Below are 19455 nucleotides of genomic sequence, written 5' to 3'. Positions count from 1 at the left end.
GGTACTCCACTGTCCTCGGATCGCGATCACGTCGGACACGACGCTGCACGCCGGTGATCGGTGACGTGAGCGGTTCGAGGTGCACGACCTAGGCTGGTGGATTCACGGCGTAGACACTCACCGAGCCACTTCGAAAGACTCTCGTCAGGCCGGGCGTCGTGTCCAGGTGGCGTAGACCTGGTGCGGTCGTGAAGCTCGACTCCTTTAGCCAGTTGCCCGGCGAGTAGCTGGACCCGATGGTGGGCGCGTTGTCATCGACGTAGACCCATTTGATGCCGAGTTGGCGCACCAACCGGCCGATGTCCGGTCTCTGATATAGCAGATCGAAGTCGGCGAGCAGCTCATAAGTATAGGGTTGGTTGTCGAGGCCCAGGGTGCCGATGTTGACGACCGGGATTCCGCGGTACACATAGAGATACGTGGATCCGTCGTTTGCCGAGTTCATGACCCGCTGGCCGGGCTGCACCACCGAGGCGAGGAAATCGATGGCGCGATCGTCGTCCGGTCCGACGCGATCGAAATCCGGCCGGGCGTACCTAGTCGAGACCGCTTCGGTACTGGTCGCCGCGTAATGACGAGCCGGGACGGCGATGTACACGATCGAGACCAGTATCACGATCGCGGTCGCGGCGGCGAGCGTCGGGACCGCCGTCCGACGACGGAGCCACGACGCCACGGAGTTGGCGATCACGACGACACCCAGAGCGATGATCACCGGAGCGAGGACCGAGAGGTGTGACGTCACGCGGTTCCAGGCGTTGTAGAAGAACCCTGCCACCACCCCCACGGCCGGCGAGGTCGGGTCGACCAGACGGCCGAAGGAGAACGCGCTCCAGATCAGGAACGCTCCGAGAGGTCCCCCGCCCCGTCGGGCGACGAGCAGGGTCGCCACTCCTACGGCGAGGAGGACCAGGGGACCCACCTGCCACATCGACTCGGTGGGGTCGATGAAGCCGCTGTAGGGGAAGCCGAACACCAGACCGAGGGCGCGCGGTCCGCCGATGTTCGGAGTGTCGACCGGGAAGCCCGCCGTCCGCGCGGACACCGCGAGCGCCCCGAGCAGTGTGGGGACACTCAGGACGACGGCCACCACCGCCGCGATCGCGACCGCGCTGACTCGCCGCAGGAACCCCGACCGCTCCCGAAGGACGAACGCCTCACCCAACCACCAGCCCAGGATCGTGACCCCGAGGGACGCGATCGCGCTGGGATGGACCGTCACCAGACCCGCGGCCGCGGCCCCGACGGCGAGCACCGCCGGCCAGTCCACCCGGCGGAGAGCGAGGAGCCCGGCGAGCACCCCGGGCAGGAGGCAGAAGGCGACGACGTTCGCGAGCACGCCACCGTCGTGCACCAGTTGGTAGACGGGTCGGTAGAGGCCTGCGGCGACCGTGATCGCGACGGCGGCAGCGAGGATCGCGCTCGACCGGCCCAGTCCGGCGCGGCGAGCCGCCGCCGCAGCGAGCGCAGCAATGCCAGCGGCACCAGCGAGAGCCACCATCACGACCGTCATGGCATTGACACCGGCCACGACGTCGCCGCCGAGGACCTGCGCGGTGACCGCGGCGAGCACGTGGAAGCCCGCCGGATAGAAACCCGAAGGCCCGCCGTTGAGCAGATCGACGGGCGCGAGTTCCCAGGTCGCTCCATGACCGCTGCGAGCGACGAAGGCGGTGATGAGGACGTGCATCACCATGTCGTGCTCCTGCGGCACGGTGTTCAGGCTGCCGCCGAGGCCGCTCCACCAGGTCCGGGTGGTGCGGAGCACGGTCGTCGCGGCGAGAAGTGCCGACACCGCGGCGACGAGCAGATGCCCGGACCGTCGGCGAACGGGGACGCGTAGACGCATCCCTCGCAGAGTCTGACGTCGTACCTCGAGGACGGCCGCGATCGCGAGCAGGCCGAGAGTGACGCCACCGAGCGAGACCCAGCCGAAGGGCAGCCCGACCAGAGACGCGATGTTCCCGGTCCACGAAGCGACCGCCACGCTGGCCGGCACGGCGAGCCCGAGGAAGAGCAGCGGGCGGCGCACGCCCAGTGCCAGCAGAAGGGCGCAGCCCGGCAGCGCGGCGACGAGAGCCGCTACCGCCAGCCCTCCGAGGAATCCCCCCACGCGACTCTCAGTTCTCGCCGATACGGCTGAGGCTCAGCGTGAAGCTGACGGAGATGAGCTGGAAGGCACTGATGATGAGGACGGTACCGAGGATCGGGACACGCATCGTCTGGACGACATCCAGAGCGCCGAACCCGTTGGCGCCCCAGTCGGTGAGGGCCACGACGAAGCACGCCACCCCGAGGAGCAGCATCAGCGCTCCGGCGACGAGGCCGCGCTCCAACGAGAACCGGGTCAGGAGGCGCTCCAACCGGTCCGAGTGCCGGAGCAGGCCGAGGTGTGCCGCGTAGGAGCGCGTCACGACCGCGATGCCCATGCCCTGCATCCCCGCGATGAACATGGTTGCGAAGGCCAGCATGCTGTGGAGGTCGAACCCGACTCCGCCCACGCGTTGCGGACCGAAGGCGAGCCAGACGAGGCCGACGAGCCCGACCACCTGGAGAACTAGAGCCGGGTAGAAGAACAGCCACCGCGGGCTGAGGGCCAGGAGGAACCGGAGATGCCGCCATCCGTCGCGCCAGGTGTTGAGGTGCGGCGCCCGACTGCGCCCGTCGGGACGGAGCGTCGTCGGGACCTCGGAGATTTTCAGGCGGCTCAGCGAGGCTCGCACGACCATCTCGCTCGCGAACTCCATGCCCGTGGTCCGGAGCTCGAGATCCATGATCGAGTCCCGTCGGAAGCCGCGCATGCCGCAGTGGAAATCCCCGACCGGGATGCGGAACATCGTTCTCCCGAGCCGCGAGAGCACGGGATTGCCGAGGTAACGGTGCAGGAACGGCATCGCTCCGGTGGCGATGCCGCCGCGGAAGCGGTTCCCCATCACCAGGTCGTCGCCGGCGCGGAGACGCTCCAGGAAACCACCGAGGTCGTCCAGTGCGTAGCTGTCGTCGGCGTCCGCCATGACCACGTACTCGCCGCGCGCCGCTTCGATGCCCGCCGCGAGAGCAGCGCCGTAGCCCCGCCGCGGGACGTCGACGACCCGGGCTCCCAGGTTCCGGGCGATCTCCTGCGAACCGTCGGAGGACCCGTTGTCGGCGACGACGACCTCGCCGCGGACGCCGAGTGCCGCCATCGACCTCTGGGCCTTCGTGACGCAGACGGCCAAGGTCTCGGCCTCGTTCAGACAGGGGAGGACGACCGTCAGTTCGGTGCCGCGATCGAGCGTCGGGTGCGTGCCGGTGCGCGGCTCTGCGCTAGCGGTCATGCCTGGACCTCCCTGGGCGTGTCGCGGCGCGACACGGCTGACGTGACCGCGTGTGCGGCGAACGAACGGGCCGCGCCCCATCGACGAGCGCGTGCGAGTGCAACCGCACGTACGATCGCGTGCAGCCGTGACGTGAGGTGGAGCCGAGCTGCGCGAGCCGCGCTCGGCCAACCGTGCGACCGCATCATCGACTCGGCCTCGGCGAAGTAGGCCACCTCCTCCGCGAAGCGCGAGCCGTCGCCGGCCCCTTCGGAGGACACGCTGGCCGCGTGTCGCCGGTACTCGAGCCCGGGAGAGGCGAACAGGAGGCACGAGCGGTCCTCGACCAGCAGACGGAGATAGAGATCGAGGTCGAGCACGATGTCGTAGCCCGGGCGGAACCCCAGCGGGACGACCGCGTCCCGGCGGAAGACGACGCTCGGGAAGTACATCCAGTTCCCTCGGAGGAGCGAGGCCGCCAACTCCTCGCCGCCGTGGACACTGTCCACCGCAGTCCGGATGGACACGGCACGCTTGATGCGGTCGACCAGGGGTTTCACGGCTCGACCGTCGGCGTCGATGATGCTGGCGCCGGTGTGGATGAAGGCCACGTCGGGATGACGCGTCGCGGCTCGCCGTACCCGCTCGACGGAGTCGGGGAGCAGCCGGTCGTCGGCGCCCAGGAGCTGGACGAACTCGGCCGAGGACTCGTCGAGGCAGCGCTGGAAGTTCCGGTTGATCCCCAGCCGCACCGGGTTGGTCAGGAGGCGCACCCGGTCGTCCTGCAACGAGGCCAACCAGTTCCCCAGCTCGGCGGTCCCGCAGGGGTCCGCACGATCGTCGATCACCGTCAGACGCCAATGACCGTCGCTCTGCGCGATCACGCTCCGCACGGTCTCTCGCAGGAGCGCCCCGTCCCCGTATGCGGGAACCATGACGTCCACCAGCATCGGGACAGGTTAGCCAGGCGCTCGGCCCGCATCGGGAGGGGGCACATCCCGACACGCGGTCACAATCGGTGGAACCGGCCGAAGGGTGTCGAGCGAGTCCCTGCTCGTACGCTTCGGGCCGTGTCCCGCCTCGCCGCGCTTCGTGCCCGGCTGCCGGACGTGCTCCCGGTCGGCGTCGGACTGGTCGCCGTCGGGCTCTCCTCCTACGCCTTGCTCGGCGTCGCGGCCCACCACCTCGACCCGGCTCAGTACGCCGGCGTGGGCTCCCTCTTCCTCCTGACGAACATCCTCGGCGTGGGCGTCTTCCATGCTGTGGAGCAGGAGGTGAACCGCGAGGTCAGTGCCCGCTCGGCGTCAGGTCTCGGATCTCGCCCGGTTCTCCGCGCCGCGGCAGGAGTGTGCGCCGCACTCGTCCTCGTCGTCCTCGTCGGTCTCGCAGCGGCGGGCCCGCGGCTGGTCACCGACGTGTTCGCAGGATCATCCGAGCTCCTCGTCGCGGCCATGGTGGGCGTCGTCGGCTCAGCGGTGCTGTACACGATCCGCGGCACGTTCGCGGGGCGACGGCGGTACGGCTGGTATGCGTCGACGATGCTCGTCGAAGGGGGCTCGCGGCTCCTCCTCGCGGGGATGCTCGTCCTCCTCGGCGCCGTGGGGACGGGCGTCTACGGATACGGGCTCGTGGCCGCGTTCGGAGTGGCGGCGTTGCTGACGTTGCCCGGCCTGCGCGGCAGCGCCGGCGGTCCACCCGCTCCGGTGTTGCCGATGGCGGGGAGAATCGTGTCGCTGGTTGGGACACTCGGCATGACCTACCTCGTGGCGAACCTGGCGCCCGTCGTCCTCACCGGCAGGCTGCCGGCGACCGCTGCCGACACCGCGGCCGCCTTCGTGTCGGCGTTCGTCCTCACCCGCGCCCCGATCTTCCTCTTCGCGCCGGTCCAGGCGTTCCTGCTGCCCGCGGTGACGGGCGCTCTGGAGCGGGGTGATGCGGACCGGGTCCGCTTCCAGGTCCGGCTCCTCGTCGCTGCGGTGCTCGCCGTCGGGATCACCGGAGGCCTCGTGCTAACGATCTTCGGCCCGTGGATCACCCGGACGTTCCTCAGCAGCCGCGTCGACCTCGATCACCGGACCTTCGGGCTGCTCGCGCTCAGCGTGCTCATGATGATGGTGGCGCAGGTGCTGCAGCCGGTTCTGCTGGGTCTCCGTCGTCACCGCTCTGCGGCGGCCGCGTGGGCGGTCGGCACCGTAGTGTTCCTCGCGCTGCTCCTGAGCCCGCTCCCTCCGCTCGTGGGGGCGCTGTCCGCACAGCTCGTCGGTCCGGTCTGTGTCCTCGTCCTCATGACGGCCAGCTTCCGGCGGGGCCTCCGGGACGTCCGGGCCCCCGTGCTCCCCGGACCGGTCGAGACCGTCAGGCCGTCGTCGTGACGTAGAGCCGAGACTCCCACCGGGGGCCGGCGCTGGTGTCCTCGTCGGCCGCTACGACCTTCGCGCCGAGCGACGAGACCAGCCGCTCAACCTCGGGCTCGGGCGTCCCGTGCATCTCCATCCCGCGCCGCAGCGCCCGGGCGACCGGGACGGGCAGGGCCGACAGCACCCGGCCGGCCAGGGAGGCCGAGGGCCGGGTCGGCATCTGGAACACCACGACCCCGCCCGGCTTCGCGACGCGCCAGAACTCGCGGACGTAGCCGTGCGCGAGTGCCGGCGGCATGTGCTGGAGCACGCGGCAGGAGTAGACGAGGTCGACGGAGTCCGTCTCGACCGCCGACAGGTCGGTGCCGGTCACCTGGACGAACTGGCACGCCTCGTCGGGGACGATCTCCTGGGCCTTCGCCAGCATCGTGGGCGAGATGTCGCAACCGAGGACCTGGTCGAAGCCGACCTGGGCGAGGCCGTGCGAGAGCCGCCCGGCTCCGCACCCGAAGTCGAGCGCACGTCCTCGTGCCGGTTGCAGACCCAACTCGTTCACGCGCTCGATCACGGTATCGATCTCGGCGACTCCGGTGGCGAGGAACTCCTCGGGGTTCCACCGGTTGCCCGACTTGCCCTTGTCGGTGAGCACCGCCCACATCGGGTCCTCGCCACCCAGCTTGGTCCAGGTGCGGGAGACGTCGTCGATGTCGCGGTCGGTGGTCACGCGGAGATTCTCCAGTGCTCGGGGGATCAGCCGGCGGCCTTGGTGAAGACCGCCTCGTAGGCGTCGAGCACGGACTCGACGCTGAAGGCCTCGCCGGCCGCGGCGCGGCCGAGATCGGGGTCCGGAGGGTCGTCGCGCAACCCGCTCAGAGCCGTCGTCAGGGCCGGGACGTCGCCCGGGGCGACGATCCGGCCGAACCCGGTGCGCTCGACCGGCAGCCGTACCCCGGGCAGGTCGCTGGCGACGGCAGGGACGCCGGCCAGCATGCCGACGACCTGCACGATGCCGAAGGCCTCGAAGGCGTTGACCGACGGCAGGGCGAAGACGTCGATCGACGAGTAGAACTCGCCCAGACGATCGTCGGGCACGAAGCCGAGGAGCTTGATCCGTGGATCGCCCCCGGCGTGGGCCCGGATCCTGTCGACGACGCTCCCACCGGCGACACGGCTGTGGTCCCCGCCGATGAGCAGCCGAGCATCGGGGTCGTCGAGCGCCAGGAAGGCGTCGACGAGGTGCTCGACACCCTTCTCCTCCACGAGACGGCCGAGGAAGCCCACGTGGAAGCCGTCACCCCACCGGAAGGTCGGCGCGGCGGGCCGTACCGGGATGCAGGGCGGGGGGATGGCCACCATGTGCGGGGCGATCTCCGGCCACAGACGGCTCTCCCGGGCGTAGTCCTCGCTCGTCACGACGGTGGCGACGGAGCGCCGCAGTCCGCCCCGGCTCGAACGGTCGACGGCTTCCCGCTGGGCAATGTTGACCATTCCGGGCGGCAGGCTGACGTCGCAGTGGTAGGTGGAGACGACGGGGATGGGCGCCAGCCGGGTCAGCAGGCTCGCCTCGATGAGCGGCAGGTGCAGGTTCGCCACCCGTGAGCGCCGCATCTCACGGAGCGCCAGGCGCGTGAGGTTGACGCCGATCGTGCCCTTGCCGACCTTCGCCAGGACCGGCGCCCGCACCACCCGGACGCCGTTGACGTACTCGTGGGTCGGGAGCGTGGGCTCGTGCTTGCTCGCGACCACACACACCCGCCAGCCGCGTGCAGCCAGCCCTTCGGCGACGTCCCTCGCCACGTTCGTCAGACCTGAGACGTAGGGCGAGTAGTACGTCAGCACGATCACGACGTCGTTCACGACGGGTGTACCGGTGCGGGCGATGACCGCGCCTCCCTGCATTGATGGGCGGACGACCACCGTGGTCGGCCGAAGTCGTCCGTGCCACGACCACGGTATCGGTCATGAGAGATCGTCAGTGTCACGCCCCGCAGCCATCCGCCGGACAGATGAACATGATCCGGACAACGGATCAGCGGGCGGAGGTGTCGCGCGCACCGGGCGCGATCCTGTCTCTCACCGCAGCGGCAGCACCCAGCTCCCGTCCACGAGCCGCCCCGGGTTCCCGGCGACGGCGCGCGCCCACGCCAGGGCGCGGTCGGGGTCGGGCACCTGGTCGAGCACGACGACGATCGCGCTCACCTGCTTCGCCGCGAGGTCGGCCCGGGCGGCCGCGACGTCGCCCCGGCCGCCGTCGAGGACGCCCTGCTGGAAGGCGCCGATCTCGCCGTCGTGCAGCACGGGGACGCGGTCGCTCCCTCCGATGAAGTAGCCGCCGGTCTGCCGGTAGGAGAAGCCCGCCACCGCCTGCCAGCGCACCGGGATCCCGCCGTCGCGCACCCAGTCCTGGGAGGGCCGCGGGACGAGCTCGACGATCGCGCCGGGCGCGATGCCGGGGGTGCCCGCGCGGAAGAAGGGCGGCACGGACGCGTCGGTCGTGCCCTGGTGGTCGCCGCCCGGCACCCAGGTGACGGCGGCGGCGAGCACCAGCCCGGCCGCGGCGAACCGCGCGAACCGGCGCCACCCGCCGTCGGGAAGGCGGCGCGTGAGGTGCTGCAGGGCCAGCGCCCAGATCGTGACGACGCCGAGCGCCACGAACGGCGCGAGCCGCCCCGCCTCGGCCTGCCCGACCAACGGCACGTCGACCAGCAGCTGCCACGGCAGCCACACGCCGGTGTCCCGGTCGAGGACCGCGAGCGTGGTCCCGAGCGACAGCACGGCGAGCACGACCGTCACGGCGAAGGTCACCAGCACCGCCCGCGACCGCACGAGCACGACCGCGGCGAGGACGACCAGCAGCACGGCCGCGCCCAGGTAGGAGCCCTGTTCGCCGGGATAGGAACGGAACTGCGCCGCGAGCGCGTCGGTGCCCGGGCGGATCGCGGTGAGCGGCGAGGGGATGAGGTAATTGGCGGCGTCCGCGCCCATCTCCGTCGATTCGCGGATCGAGGCGCGAGGGCGGGAGGGCCCGGTGAGGAGGACCCAGAGCGGATAGGCGCACAGCACGGCGACGACCCCGGCCATGGCGGTGAGCGCCCGGGCGACGGCCGGTACCCGGCGGAGCGCCGCGCGGGGCGCCGACAGCACGAGCACCACCGCGACCACGACCAGCGCGAGGGCACCCAGCGCCACCGTCTGCGTGTACAGCCCCATCTGCAGCGAGAACGCGAGACCGAGCAGCGCCCCGGCGAGCCACGGGCGGCGCGGCGTCGCCAGCACCCGCACCGACGCCCAGAGCACGACCGGCGGGAACACCGACCACACCAGGTTCACGTGGCCGACCCACGCGTGCGCGATCACGAACGGCGAGAACCCGTAGGCGAGTCCGGCGAGTGCGCGGATCCAGCGCGGCCCGACGACCACCGCCAGACACCGATGGGCGAGATAGGCGGACACCGCCGGCCCGAGGATCATCGCCACGTTGTCCGCGACCACCGGCCCGAAGGCCGCCGTGACCGGTCCGAGGAGCGCCCCGAGGACCGGGACGCCGGTGTTCCACATGCCGTTCACGCCGACCGGCGCGTTCTGCCAGGTCGAGGTCAGCGGGTCGAGTCCGTGCGTCAGGGCATGCCAGGTCCAGCCCAGCCACCACGTGAACAGCGACGAGTCGGACGAGACCCACCCGGTCGCGCGGCCTGCCATGTCGGCGAGGACACGGTGGTGGAGGAGCACGCTCGCCAGGAGATAGACCGCGACGACGGAGGACTCCGCGAGGATCGCCGTCCGGCGAGTGCGACCCGGGGCAGGCGTGTCGGCGTCGCGCGGCGGCGAGGGAACGGTCGTGGCGGTCAGACGGGCCTCCTGGCGGTGGGCGGCTCCCGGAACGGTATCGAGGGCGACACGGGTACGGCTTCACGGTGGGCGCGGCGTGCCGGTTGTTAGCGTTTCCGCGACCGGTCGGCGGCGGACGGAGCAGGTGCAGTGGGCGAGGACACCGATCGGGGTGTCGAGGAGCCGCGGTCGGGGAGCACGACCACCACCCCGCTGCGCCTGCTGCGACGCAGGCTCTCGACGGTGCGGCTCGTCCCCCGCGGCGACCGGACCGGGCACGACGGGCTCGACGCGCAGACCGAGCGCCTCCCGCCGGAGCCCGACGCCTTCACCCCCGACGACGAGCGTCCGGACCGCTGGGGGCCGGCGGAGTGGGGGCTCGACGGTCTCCTCGTCGCGCGCGTCGTGGCGGTGGCCTCGGCCGTGGTGGCAGTGGTGTGCGCGCTGCTGCTGCCGTTCGCGCCCGTCGTCCAGAACTCCCCGGAGATCCGGTGGCCCCTGGACGTGGACCGGCCCGAGTCGACGATGCTCATGCTGACCGCGTACCAGCCCGAGTCGTTCACGGTGCGCTTCAGCTGCCGGACGGCCCGCGAGGCCGGCGCCACGCCGGACGGCTACGTCCTGACGACCATGGCGCCGAACGCCGGCGGGTTCGACGACAAGGCCCTCGCGATCCGGGTCCGGGCGAACACGGTGACCGTGCGCAGCGGGGGCCAGGACATCGTGGCGGAGCCGTTGCCGCCGGGCGACTGCTCGTACCGGGTGCAGGGGGACGCCGCGGCGGTGCAGGTCGACCGCGACGGGCGCGACCTCGGCCGGCTCGTCCCCCGCTTCGGCGAGGCCGACCCCGACGAGGCCAAGAACATCCCGCCGAACTCCCTGCCCGACCCGAAGCCGATCAGCGCGCTGCCCGACGTGGACGTGCTGAGCACCTCGCTCACCGCGCTGCCCGGGGCCGCGCCGGCCGATCTGTCGGTCAGCATCACGGCCGACGACCGGTACGCGAGCACACCGACCCCCCTCAAGCACGGGCTGATCACCGCGGCCGTGCTCGCCGTCGTGCTCGGCGGCCTGGCCACGACCGCCTCGATCCTGCTCGCGCGCCGCAGGCGCCGGGAGCAGGTGCCGGCGGACCTCCGGCCCGCACCGTGGTGGGCGCGGATCGACCGGGTCCTGCTCGCCCGGCTCTCCACCTGGCGTCCGCGGCTGGTCGACGCGGTGGTGGTCGTCGCGCTCTGGTCGTGGCTCTACCTCGCGCCCCTGACCGACGACGACGGCTACTACTCGGCGATGGCGGCGAACGTGCCGCACAACGGGTACGTCGCGAACTACTACCAGCTCTACAACCAGGGCTTCACCCCCTTCTCCTGGCCGTACTACCTGCTCTCCTGGTGGCAGCAGCACGCCGGCTTCTCCCCGGTCGCCCTGCGCGTCCCGTCCGTGGTGCTGGGCCTGCTCACCTGGATCGCGATCCGGGTGTTCGTCGCCCGCTGCCGGGGACTGACCCACCCGTGGAAGGACCACCGCTGGCTCGCGACGGCCTCGCGGGTGGCGCTGTGCGTCGCCTTCCTGACCTGGTGGCTCGCCTACGACGTCGGCACGCGACCCGAGCCGTACACCGCGGTGTTCGCCGCCGGGGCCCTGGCCCTCGTCGCCGAGGGCGTCGAACGGCGGCGGCTCGACCTCCTGGCGGGCGCGGTGGGCCTGGGCTCGATCGGGCTCATGACCGCACCGACCGGCTTCATCTGCCTCGCCCCGCTGCTCGCCGCGACCCCCACGGTCTGGCGGCTGATCCGGGAGCGCTCGGCGCACTGGTGGGAGATCCCGCCGCGGTTCCTGGTGGTCATCGCCCCCGGCGCGCTCGGCGCGGTGTTCGGCTTCGCCGACGGCACCTTCGGCGACTTCGCGCGCTCCCAGGCGATCTTCGCGCCGATCCAGCGCGCGCAGACCTGGTACCTCGAGTTCCAGCGGTACGCCTCGCTGCTCGACGAGACCTCGCGCTTCGGCACCTACACCAAGCGCATCACGGTGCTGCTCTGCCTGCTCGCGCTCATCTGGTTCCTCATGACGGCGGTCGTGGCCCGGGTGCGGGAGCTCCCGGTACCCGGCCGGCTCATGCTCGCGGGCTGGTCGACCATCCTCGCGTTCGTCCTCCTGCTGCCCACCCCGTCGAAGCCCTCGCACCACTTCGGCGCGATCGTGGGCGTCGGCGCCCCCTTCCTCGCCCTGCTGCTCGTCGCCGCGCCCGGGCTGGTGCGCGACTCGGTACGCGCCGGGCGCGGACGCGTCCCGGTGCCCGCGATCCTCGCCGCCGCCGTCGCCGCCATCGCGGTCATCGCGCTCTCCGGGCACGGCCGCAACCGGTGGGGCTTCATGTGGGGGCTCGGCCAGCCCTCCTGGCTCGACTACCCCTCGGTGAAGGGCTTCTACTTCGACCAGCCGCAGTACTGGGCGGTGCTGCTGGTGGTCCTGACGCTGCTCGTCGCCCTCGTGACCTCGTTCCGCGGGAAGGGATGGCGGCCCTGGTCCCTGCTCGTCGCGATCCCGCTGCTCTGCGTGGTGGCCATGGCCGTGACCACCACGCGCACGATCGCCGACTTCGCGCTCGCGGCGGACCGGACGGCGACCACCTATTCCCCGGCCGGCGACTCCTGGCGGGACCCGTCGGCCACCCGGTGCGGGGCCGAGCAGGCCATCGACGTGCTCACCCCGCAGCGCTTCCCGCTCGCACCCCTCGTCCCCACCGGTCCGCCGCGCCCGGCCGACGAGGACGACACCTCCGCGTTCCCCCGCGACGCCTTCCTGCCGACCAGCCCGCCGCCCCGCGACCTCGCCCCCGGCCTGCCGGTCTGGGGGAGCTTCCGGGCGCCCTCCGAGGGCCGATCGCCGGACGCGCGGACGGGGACCTTCACCACCGGCTGGTACCGGCTGCCGCCCGGGCCCACCAGCGCCGTGGCCATCACCTCCGAGGTCTCGGGCCGCATCGGGCAGGGCAACACGCTCGCCGCCGAGTTCGGCCGCCCCGGGCCCGGCGGTGTGGAGTCGCTCGGCGTGCGGACCGTGCAGGAGACCAGCGACGACACCGCGTGGCGCGCGGTCGACGTCACCAAGTCGCAGACCCCGCCCGCGGACGCGACCCTCGTGCGGCTCACCGCGACCGACGGCGCCACCGACGTCGGCGGCTGGCTGGCGTTCTCGGCGCCGCTGTTCCAGCGCTGGGCCCCCATGACGACGGCCCTCCCGCGCGGCGGGGTCTACACCGTGGCCTGGGAGAACGCCTTCCTCTTCCCGTGCATCACCCAGCCGATCCAGCAGAACGGGATCACCGGGACGATGGACGGCTTCCTCGGCTACGGCGAGACGCGGGGCTCGGCGCTCGCCGACTTCGTCGCGAAGCCCGACAGCGGCGGCATCGTCGGCAACGCCTACCGCGAGGCCGGGATCACCGAGCTGCGCACCCGGTTCCGCGACTACCCCGACGTCGACGACGACGTGCTGCTCATGCTCTTCGAGCAGCCCTATCCGAGCGAGCGCTACACCGTGGAGCGCGGGTCCCGCGTCGTGTCGGGGCTGTCGCAGTAGGGGTCAGCGGGCGCGGAGCACGAACATCGACGACTCGCCCGCGCCCGGGCGCAGCACCATCCGGCCCGAGAGGAACTGGGCGAACGCCGGCACCGCGTAGCGCGCCGCGTCCAGGAGCTTCGGCAGCCGCGAGTACGGCACGTTCCACAGCCCGTCGGTGCCCTCGTGCTCCACGGCGAACCCGTGGTCGACCAGCACCGACCGCCACTCGGCGTGCGGCTTGAGGTTGATGTGCGTCGGGTCGGCGTAGCCCATCCAGTCGGGCCCGGCGAGGGCGCGGCCGCGGCCCGCGGGGTCCGGCATGACGACGAGCGCCTGGCCGCCCGGGTGCAGGATGCGTCGCCAGGTGGCGAGGACGTCGTCGACGACCTCGTCGGTGAGGTGCTCGAGGACGTGGATCGCGGTCAGGGCGCCGAAGCCGTCGTCGGGAAGGTCCTCGACCGCGGTGGTGATGGTGGCCCCGGGCGCGTTGCGCCGCGCCGCCGCGGCCGACCAGTCGGAGAGCTCGAAGCCGGCGGCGGGGCCGAGGGCGGACAGCCGACGCACCAGGTGCCCGGTGCCGCAGCCGAAGTCCAGGTAGGGCCCGTCGTCGCAGTAGCGGCTGACGAGCCGGGTGTAGTAGCCGAGCGCGGGCCGGTCGCCGGCCTGCCCGTTGGCGTCGTAGTAGGCCGCGTCGTAGTGCTCGGCCTCGCCCTGGTGGGGCTCGAAGGTCATCAACGTCTCCCGGTTCCGCGTGCGAGGAGGAGGGTGCTCACCAGGGCACCGACCAGGGACCCGACCCCGAACGCCACCTCACCGGCCACGACGACCCCCGGCACCAGCCAGAACGTCAGACCGGCCACGGCGAGCCCCGCGAGCCAGCTCAGCGCCACGTCCACGTGCCGGGCGCGGGCGACGTGCACCTGGGTGACCACGACGAGGCCCACGTGGGCGAGCACGCCCGCCACGATGATGGCGAGCTCGACGCCGTCGATCCGGTACGCGGCCCCGAAGATCAGGCGGACCAGGGGCGGCCCGATCCACCAGGCCAGCGGGACCCCGACGACGGCGAGCCCCACGAGGGCCGCCGCGCCCCGGCTCAGCAGCCGGACGACGTCCCGGCGGCGACCGGAGGCGAGCAGGCGGGTCAGGGTGGGGACGACGGCCGACTGCAGCGGCACCACCATCGACAGGGGGGCCTTCGCGATCGTGAACGCGGCGACGAACACGCCCGCCGCGGCCTGGGCCGGGCCCTCGGCGAGCGCGACGACCACGACCGGCAGGCCGTTCAGCAGGAGCTGCGCGCACACCGAGCCGACGAGCAGCGGCATCGCCGAGGTCGTGAGCGCGCGCGTGCCGTGGTCGGTGCGACCGGCGTCGGGGTACTCGCGCTCGGCGCGCCGCCAGACCGCGGGCACCAGCGGCAGGTGGGCCAGCGCGATGGCGACGACGAGGGCCCAGCAGTAGAGCGCGGCCCGGTCGGTGCCGAGCACCACGAGCACCACGGCGAACACCAGGCGCAGCAGCGCGTCGAGGACCATCACCGCGCCGTGGCGCACCAGCCGGTCGGTCCCGATGAGGATCCCGCGCAGCAGGAACTGGCCCGCCGAGACGACGCAGAGCGCCACCAGCGCCGCGAAGGCGTTGGCGTGCGCGTCCAGCGAGGTCCAGACCAGCGGGGATGCGGCCCCGAGCACGGCGAGCGCGAGCCCCCCGAGGATCGCGGCGGTGCCCGCCCCCGCGACGAGGACCTGCCGTCGGGACTCCCGCATGGCCAGGCGGCGTGCGAGCTCCTGCTCGAGCGGGAGGAACGGACCGAAGCCGAGGACGAGGGCCAGGGCCCAGAACGCGCCGAAGGTGGCGTACTCGGCGGGCGTCAGCCCGCGGGCGACGACCGCGAGGTAGACGTTGACGAGGAGCCCGGAGAGGACGACCCCCAGTCCCGCCGACCCGACGAGCCGCCGCGCACCGGGCCCCTCCCGGGGCTCGGCGCGAGGTGGATCGGTCGTGGTGCTGATGTGAGGACGATACTGGTGGTCCACCTGCCCCCCGGGCCTCGCCCGACCTTCGGCGCGTTCTCGACCATCCGCGTGACGGACGTGTCGGATCCCTGTGTCCCCAACCGTGTGTATGGGTACGGTGACGCTGTGAACGTGCAGAAGGTCGTCGGCATCCTCGTCGCGATCCTCGTCGTCTTCTGGATCATCAGCTCCCCGAGCACGGCCGCCGGGACCGTGAACGGGATCCTCGACAGCCTGGCCTCGGCCGGCTCGTCGCTGATCCAGTTCCTCCGCGGGATCGCGCCCGGCTGAGCCGTCAGATGGCCGCGGGCGGCGGCGCGGTCGGGTCCTCCTCGGCCCCCGGGAACACGACGTCGGTGACGACGATGTTGAGCTCGGTGACGCGCACCCCCGCGATCTGGTCGACCGCCTCGGGCACGTGACGGCGCAGTGCGCGCGTCAGCTCGCGCGCACCCGCGCCGTACTCGATGGCGACGTCGAGCCCGACGACGGCCGTGTCGCCCTCGAGCTCCACCCGCACGCCGGCCACGTTCTCGGTGGAGCCGGTGATCGTCTGGCGGACGGCCCCGACGGCGCGGGCGGTCGAGTTGCCCAGTCCGGCGACGCCCGGGATCTCGCGGGTCGCGAACGCGACGACCTTCTGGACGACGGCGGGGAGGACCTCGGTGGTCCCGGTGACGGCGATCGGGTCGGTGGGGGGCAGGGGCGGCGTCGCTGCGGTCATGCGCCGGGTGTACCCGCTCGCGCCCCCCGACGTGCGGAGCGACGCAGCACGATCGTGGCCGTGATCGGCCTCAGGACCGCCGACGGAGGACGGCGCGCGCCGCGAGCAGCGCGAGGACGACGTAGGTCGCGACGAGCAGGAGCCCGGGCAGATCGGTCACGCCCCGACCGTCCCGCGTCGACCACGCCCCGGCCGCTGCCGTTGACGGCTCCTTCACGCTCCGCGGGCGGACGTCGACGCCGTAGCCTCAGTCGTCCGCGACCCGCCGCCGCGCGCTCGCACGCAGCACCACCGTCGCCAGCAGCGCGGCGAGCAGCGAGGCGACCACGATGCCGACCTTGACGTGGTCGTCGGCCTCGGTCCCGCCCCCGAAGGCGAGCTCACCGATGAGCAGCGAGACGGTGAAGCCGATGCCCGCGAGCAGCGCCAGCCCGAACACGTCGACCCACCGCAGCGACTCGTCGAGCTGCGCCCGGGTGAACCGCTGCACGAGCCACGCCGCGCCGGTCACGCCGATCGCCTTCCCGGCGACGAGGCCCGCGACCACGCCGATCGTGATCGGGTTGACGAACGTCGCGGCCAGGTCGGACTGACCGACGACGGTGACGCCCGCGGCGAAGAAGGCGAACACCGGGACCGCGACCCCGGCCGAGATCGGGCGCCACCGGTGCTCGAAGTGCTCCGAGAGTCCGGGGCCCTCCCCCGGCGACTTCCGCATGACCGGGACGGCGAACCCGAGCAGCACCCCCGCGACGGTGGCGTGGACGCCCGACTCGTGGACCAGGACCCAGGTCACGGCCGCGAGGGGCAGCAGCAGCCACCACGAGCGCACCCGCCGTTGCACCAGCACGGTGAACAGGGCGAGCGGCACGAGCGCCAGCAGCAGGGGGCCGACCGCGAGGTCGGCGGTGTAGAAGATCGCGATGATCGTGATGGCCAGCAGGTCGTCGACGACGGCGAGCGTCAGCAGGAACGTCCGCAGGGCCGTCGGCAGCCCGCGGCCGATCACGGCGAGGATCGCGAGGGCGAAGGCGATGTCCGTGGCGGTCGGCACGGCCCACCCGCTCAGACCGGCCGGGTTCGAGAGGTTGACGGCCGTGAAGATCACGGCCGGGACCGCCATGCCGCCGACCGCCGCCGCCACGGGCAGCACGGCGCGCGCCGGCTCCCGGAGGTCTCCCGCGACGAACTCCCGCTTGAGCTCGAGCCCCGCGACGAAGAAGAAGATCGCGAGCAGCCCGTCCGCGGCCCACGTCGCGAGGGAGAGGTCCAGGTGCAGGGCCGCCGGTCCGACCGTCAGGTTCGCCAGCGCGGTGTAGGTCTCGCGCCACGGCGTGTTCGCCCAGACCAGCGCCAGCGCCGCGGCCCCGATCAGCAGGGCCCCGCCGACGGTCTCCTTGCGCAGGATCTCGCCGATCCGCGAGGACTCGCCGGGCGACGGCGGCACGAACAGCCGTCCGGTCCGGGTACGGCGGAGGCGTTCCCGACGACGGGTGGTGCTGGGGGCGGGCTCGGTCATGCGATTTCTCCCGGGCAGGCGGCGGCGACCGCCGACCAGACTTCCCGGCACACCACGGCCCAGCCTACCGGCGGGCGGGGCGCCGCTCCCGCCCGCGAGGTGCACGCCACGCAGGTTCCAGGACGTCGGGACCTGCCCCACGTGACCCTCGCGGGGGCCCGGCCCCGGCTCAGCAGACCGTGTTCGCCGCAGGCGGCGTGAGGGAGATCAGGTAGCGGTTCACCTGGTCGTCGACGCAGGAGACGCCCTGCCCGTACACCGTGTGCCCGTCCCCCCGGTAGGTCAGCAACGTGGAGCCGAGCAGGCGCCGGGCGAGGTTCTGGCTGTTGGCGTACGGGGTGGCCGGGTCGTTCGTGGTGCCGATGATGAGCAGCGGCGGCAGCCCGGCCCCGGACGGCGGGGTCAGGGGGTCCTGCGGCACCGGCCAGTCGGCGCAGGTCAGGCCGGACACGAGCACGTTCCCGCTGAAGTGCGGGGCCCGCAGCTCCGCGGCGCGGGCCTGGGCGAACACCTCGTCCTGGTTGCGGGGCCACGAGTTGTCCAGGCACGTCACGGCGTTGTAGGTGTCGGAGTTCGAGCCCTCGAAGTAGCGGGCCGCGAGCCGACGGAAGGGCCCGCCGTCGCCGGAGTCGGCGGCCTTCAGCGCCTTCGCGAGCGTCGGCCAGTTGCTCTTGGAGTACAGCGGCAGCACGACGCCGAGCTCGAGCAGCCCCGGGGAGAGCGGCGACATCCCCGCCACCGGGATCGGCGCGGCCTCGACGCGGGCGCGGACCCGGTCGAGCATGGCGATGGCGTCGGGCCCGGCCTCGCAGTCGGGCCGCGAGGCGCAGTCGGCGGCGAACTGGCGCAGCGAGTTCTCGAAGCTCTCCGCCTGGCTGGGGTCCAGCCCGGGCAGGGTCACGTCGACGACGCCGTCGAGCACCATCGCGCGGACCCGCTGTGGGAACTGCTCGCCGTACACCTGGCCGATCGAGGTGCCGTACGAGTAGCCCAGGTAGGAGATCTGCTGCTGCCCGAGGGCGTTGCGGATGGCGTCCATGTCGCGGGCCACGTCACGGGTGCCGAGGTGGGGCAACAGCTGGCGGTTCGCGTCGCCGCACGCCTGGTCGTAGCGCTCGACCGACTGGGCGGTGGACGCCTCCCCGGCGGGGTCGCCCGGGTCGGGGTCCCCGTAGTAGGGGGTGTCGGGCCCGATCGGGCAGACCAGGTTCGCGCTGCGCCCGACGCCGCGCGGGTCGAAGCCGATGACGTCGAACCGGGCCGCGACCGCCGCGGGGACCTGCCCGCTCTCCACCGTCTCGATGCCCGAGCCCCCGGGCCCGCCGGGGTTGACCAGCAGCACGCCGACCTTGTTCGCCTGGTCGGCCGCGGGCTGCCGGACGATCCCGACGGTGATCGTCGGGCCGGTCGGCGCCGCGTAGTCGACCGGGACGGTGATCTGGGCGCACTCGAAGGTGCCGTCGCACGGGACGAACTGCGCGGGCGCCCCGAGGGGGGTCGCCGGGGCGGCCGGGGCGCTCGAGGACGGCGCCGCGGCCGAGGGCGAGGAGGACTGCAGCGGCGGGGCGCCCGGGCTGCCGCCGGTACAGCCCGCGAGGGCGAGGCCCCCGGCGAGCAGCGCGGTGACCAGCTTCGCCCGTGTGGTCGTGCGTCGTGGGTCCATCGCGTCGCTCCCTGTGCGCCGACCGGCCGACCCCCGCCCGAGGCCGACCCGGGCATCCAACCGCACGCGGGGATCCCGGGCCGCGCGGCCCGTCGTCGGGAATCCGCCCCGGCCATGGCAGGAACGCGTCGTTGCCGTCACGGGACGACCGCAACGACGCTTCGCTGCCACCGGGGGAGGCGCTACGGTCGGCACATGGGTGAACCGGATCTGGTGCTGGTCCCGGCGCTGGTCGGGCTCCCCGCTGCCGACGCGCACGAGCTCGCCATCTCCTCGCGCGTCGTCGCGGTCGATCCGGACCCGGACACCCCGCCCACCGTGAGCGGCACCGTCACCGACCAGGAACCCAAGGCCGGCTTCCAGGTCCCCGCAGGCGCGCCCGTCACGATCTGGGTGGAGCCCGACGACGACGGCGGGGGCGGCAACATGCCGCGGATCGAGCCCGACAAGCCGCTCGACGGAGCCGGGGCGAACGCCTGAGAATCG

Annotated in this window: 15 protein-coding genes; 4 read left to right on the top strand and 11 right to left on the bottom strand. The window is 72.8% G+C overall.

The window, feature by feature from the left end; genetic code table 11:
• Positions 1-88: 88 nt before the first annotated feature.
• Genes QSK00_RS11720 through QSK00_RS11710 form a run of 3 tightly spaced genes read right to left on the bottom strand, consistent with a single transcriptional unit; the run spans position 89 to position 4246 of the window.
• Entirely contained in the window at positions 89-2113 is a 2025-nt protein-coding gene (locus QSK00_RS11720) for a DUF6541 family protein (RefSeq protein ID WP_285590770.1), read from the bottom strand.
• A gap of 7 nt (positions 2114-2120) precedes the next feature.
• A complete protein-coding gene (locus QSK00_RS11715) occupies positions 2121-3317 on the bottom strand; it encodes a glycosyltransferase family 2 protein (protein WP_285590768.1) in 1197 nt (398 codons plus the stop codon).
• The gene (locus tag QSK00_RS11710) at positions 3314-4246 is read right to left on the bottom strand and encodes a glycosyltransferase family 2 protein (RefSeq protein ID WP_285590766.1); all 933 of its coding nucleotides are present in this window, start codon (positions 4244-4246) and stop codon (positions 3314-3316) included. Before QSK00_RS11710 ends, QSK00_RS11715 begins: the two co-directional genes overlap by 4 nt.
• 120 nt (positions 4247-4366) lie before the next feature.
• On the opposite strand from QSK00_RS11710, the gene QSK00_RS11705 reads away from it, so the two are divergent.
• The gene (locus QSK00_RS11705) at positions 4367-5668 is read left to right on the top strand and encodes a lipopolysaccharide biosynthesis protein (RefSeq protein ID WP_285590763.1); all 1302 of its coding nucleotides are present in this window, start codon (positions 4367-4369) and stop codon (positions 5666-5668) included.
• Here QSK00_RS11705 and QSK00_RS11700 read toward each other — a convergent pair.
• The 3 genes from QSK00_RS11700 to QSK00_RS11690 all read right to left on the bottom strand — a co-directional run bounded on the left by QSK00_RS11700 (position 5652) and on the right by QSK00_RS11690 (position 9352).
• Positions 5652-6377 (bottom strand): class I SAM-dependent methyltransferase, encoded by a 726-nt coding sequence (locus tag QSK00_RS11700; protein WP_285590761.1) that lies wholly within the window; start codon positions 6375-6377, stop codon positions 5652-5654. The genes QSK00_RS11705 and QSK00_RS11700 overlap by 17 nt on opposite strands.
• Before the next feature lie 26 nt (positions 6378-6403).
• Positions 6404-7498, bottom strand: a complete 1095-nt coding sequence (locus QSK00_RS11695) for a glycosyltransferase family 4 protein (protein WP_285590759.1) — start codon at positions 7496-7498, stop codon at positions 6404-6406.
• A 228-nt stretch (positions 7499-7726) separates the two neighbouring features.
• On the bottom strand, positions 7727-9352 hold the full coding sequence (locus QSK00_RS11690) for a hypothetical protein (RefSeq protein WP_285590757.1): 1626 nt from the start codon (positions 9350-9352) through the stop codon (positions 7727-7729).
• Between the two features lie 279 nt (positions 9353-9631).
• Here QSK00_RS11690 and QSK00_RS11685 point away from each other — a divergent pair, with 279 nt between their 5' ends.
• Complete coding sequence (locus QSK00_RS11685; protein WP_285590755.1) at positions 9632-13063, top strand: arabinosyltransferase domain-containing protein; 3432 nt, start codon at positions 9632-9634, stop codon at positions 13061-13063.
• A 3-nt stretch (positions 13064-13066) separates the two neighbouring features.
• On the opposite strand, the gene QSK00_RS11680 is transcribed toward QSK00_RS11685, so the two are convergent.
• On the bottom strand, positions 13067-13777 hold the full coding sequence (locus QSK00_RS11680; protein ID WP_285590753.1) for a class I SAM-dependent methyltransferase: 711 nt from the start codon (positions 13775-13777) through the stop codon (positions 13067-13069).
• Positions 13777-15084 (bottom strand): lipopolysaccharide biosynthesis protein, encoded by a 1308-nt coding sequence (locus tag QSK00_RS11675; protein WP_285590751.1) that lies wholly within the window; start codon positions 15082-15084, stop codon positions 13777-13779. Before QSK00_RS11675 ends, QSK00_RS11680 begins: the two co-directional genes overlap by 1 nt.
• A 105-nt stretch (positions 15085-15189) precedes the next feature.
• Here QSK00_RS11675 and QSK00_RS11670 point away from each other — a divergent pair, with 105 nt between their 5' ends.
• Complete coding sequence (locus QSK00_RS11670) at positions 15190-15354, top strand: hypothetical protein (protein ID WP_285590749.1); 165 nt, start codon at positions 15190-15192, stop codon at positions 15352-15354.
• Positions 15355-15358: 4 nt separating this feature from the next.
• On the opposite strand, the gene QSK00_RS11665 is transcribed toward QSK00_RS11670, so the two are convergent.
• The 3 genes from QSK00_RS11665 to QSK00_RS11655 form a co-directional block, all read right to left on the bottom strand.
• Positions 15359-15787: an Asp23/Gls24 family envelope stress response protein gene (locus tag QSK00_RS11665; protein WP_285590747.1), complete on the bottom strand. Its 429-nt coding sequence runs from the start codon at positions 15785-15787 to the stop codon at positions 15359-15361.
• Positions 15788-16034: 247 nt separating this feature from the next.
• The gene (gene nhaA / locus QSK00_RS11660; RefSeq protein WP_285590744.1) at positions 16035-17306 is read right to left on the bottom strand and encodes a Na+/H+ antiporter NhaA; all 1272 of its coding nucleotides are present in this window, start codon (positions 17304-17306) and stop codon (positions 16035-16037) included.
• A gap of 169 nt (positions 17307-17475) precedes the next feature.
• Positions 17476-18969 (bottom strand): alpha/beta hydrolase, encoded by a 1494-nt coding sequence (locus QSK00_RS11655; protein ID WP_285590742.1) that lies wholly within the window; start codon positions 18967-18969, stop codon positions 17476-17478.
• Positions 18970-19164: 195 nt separating this feature from the next.
• Between QSK00_RS11655 and QSK00_RS11650 the strand changes: the two genes are divergently transcribed.
• On the top strand, positions 19165-19449 hold the full coding sequence (locus QSK00_RS11650; RefSeq protein ID WP_285590741.1) for a PASTA domain-containing protein: 285 nt from the start codon (positions 19165-19167) through the stop codon (positions 19447-19449).
• The last annotated feature ends 6 nt before the right edge of the window (positions 19450-19455 follow it).

Origin of the sequence: Actinomycetospora sp. NBRC 106378 (assembly GCF_030269685.1) — a bacterium.
In the GTDB taxonomy this organism is placed as follows: domain Bacteria; phylum Actinomycetota; class Actinomycetes; order Mycobacteriales; family Pseudonocardiaceae; genus Actinomycetospora.
The sequence above is the reverse complement of the archived record's forward strand: the minus strand, read 5'-3'. Positions and strand labels throughout refer to the sequence as shown.

Coding starts and splice junctions, on each gene's coding strand:
- QSK00_RS11715 (WP_285590768.1), bottom strand. CDS start 3,317: ATGACCGCTAGCGCAGAGCCGCGCACCGGCACGCACCCGACGCTCGAT.
- QSK00_RS11680 (WP_285590753.1), bottom strand. CDS start 13,777: ATGACCTTCGAGCCCCACCAGGGCGAGGCCGAGCACTACGACGCGGCC.
- QSK00_RS11650 (WP_285590741.1), top strand. CDS start 19,165: ATGGGTGAACCGGATCTGGTGCTGGTCCCGGCGCTGGTCGGGCTCCCC.
- QSK00_RS11665 (WP_285590747.1), bottom strand. CDS start 15,787: ATGACCGCAGCGACGCCGCCCCTGCCCCCCACCGACCCGATCGCCGTC.
- nhaA (WP_285590744.1), bottom strand. CDS start 17,306: ATGACCGAGCCCGCCCCCAGCACCACCCGTCGTCGGGAACGCCTCCGC.
- QSK00_RS11690 (WP_285590757.1), bottom strand. CDS start 9,352: ATGGCAGGCCGCGCGACCGGGTGGGTCTCGTCCGACTCGTCGCTGTTC.
- QSK00_RS11710 (WP_285590766.1), bottom strand. CDS start 4,246: ATGCTGGTGGACGTCATGGTTCCCGCATACGGGGACGGGGCGCTCCTG.
- QSK00_RS11655 (WP_285590742.1), bottom strand. CDS start 18,969: ATGGACCCACGACGCACGACCACACGGGCGAAGCTGGTCACCGCGCTG.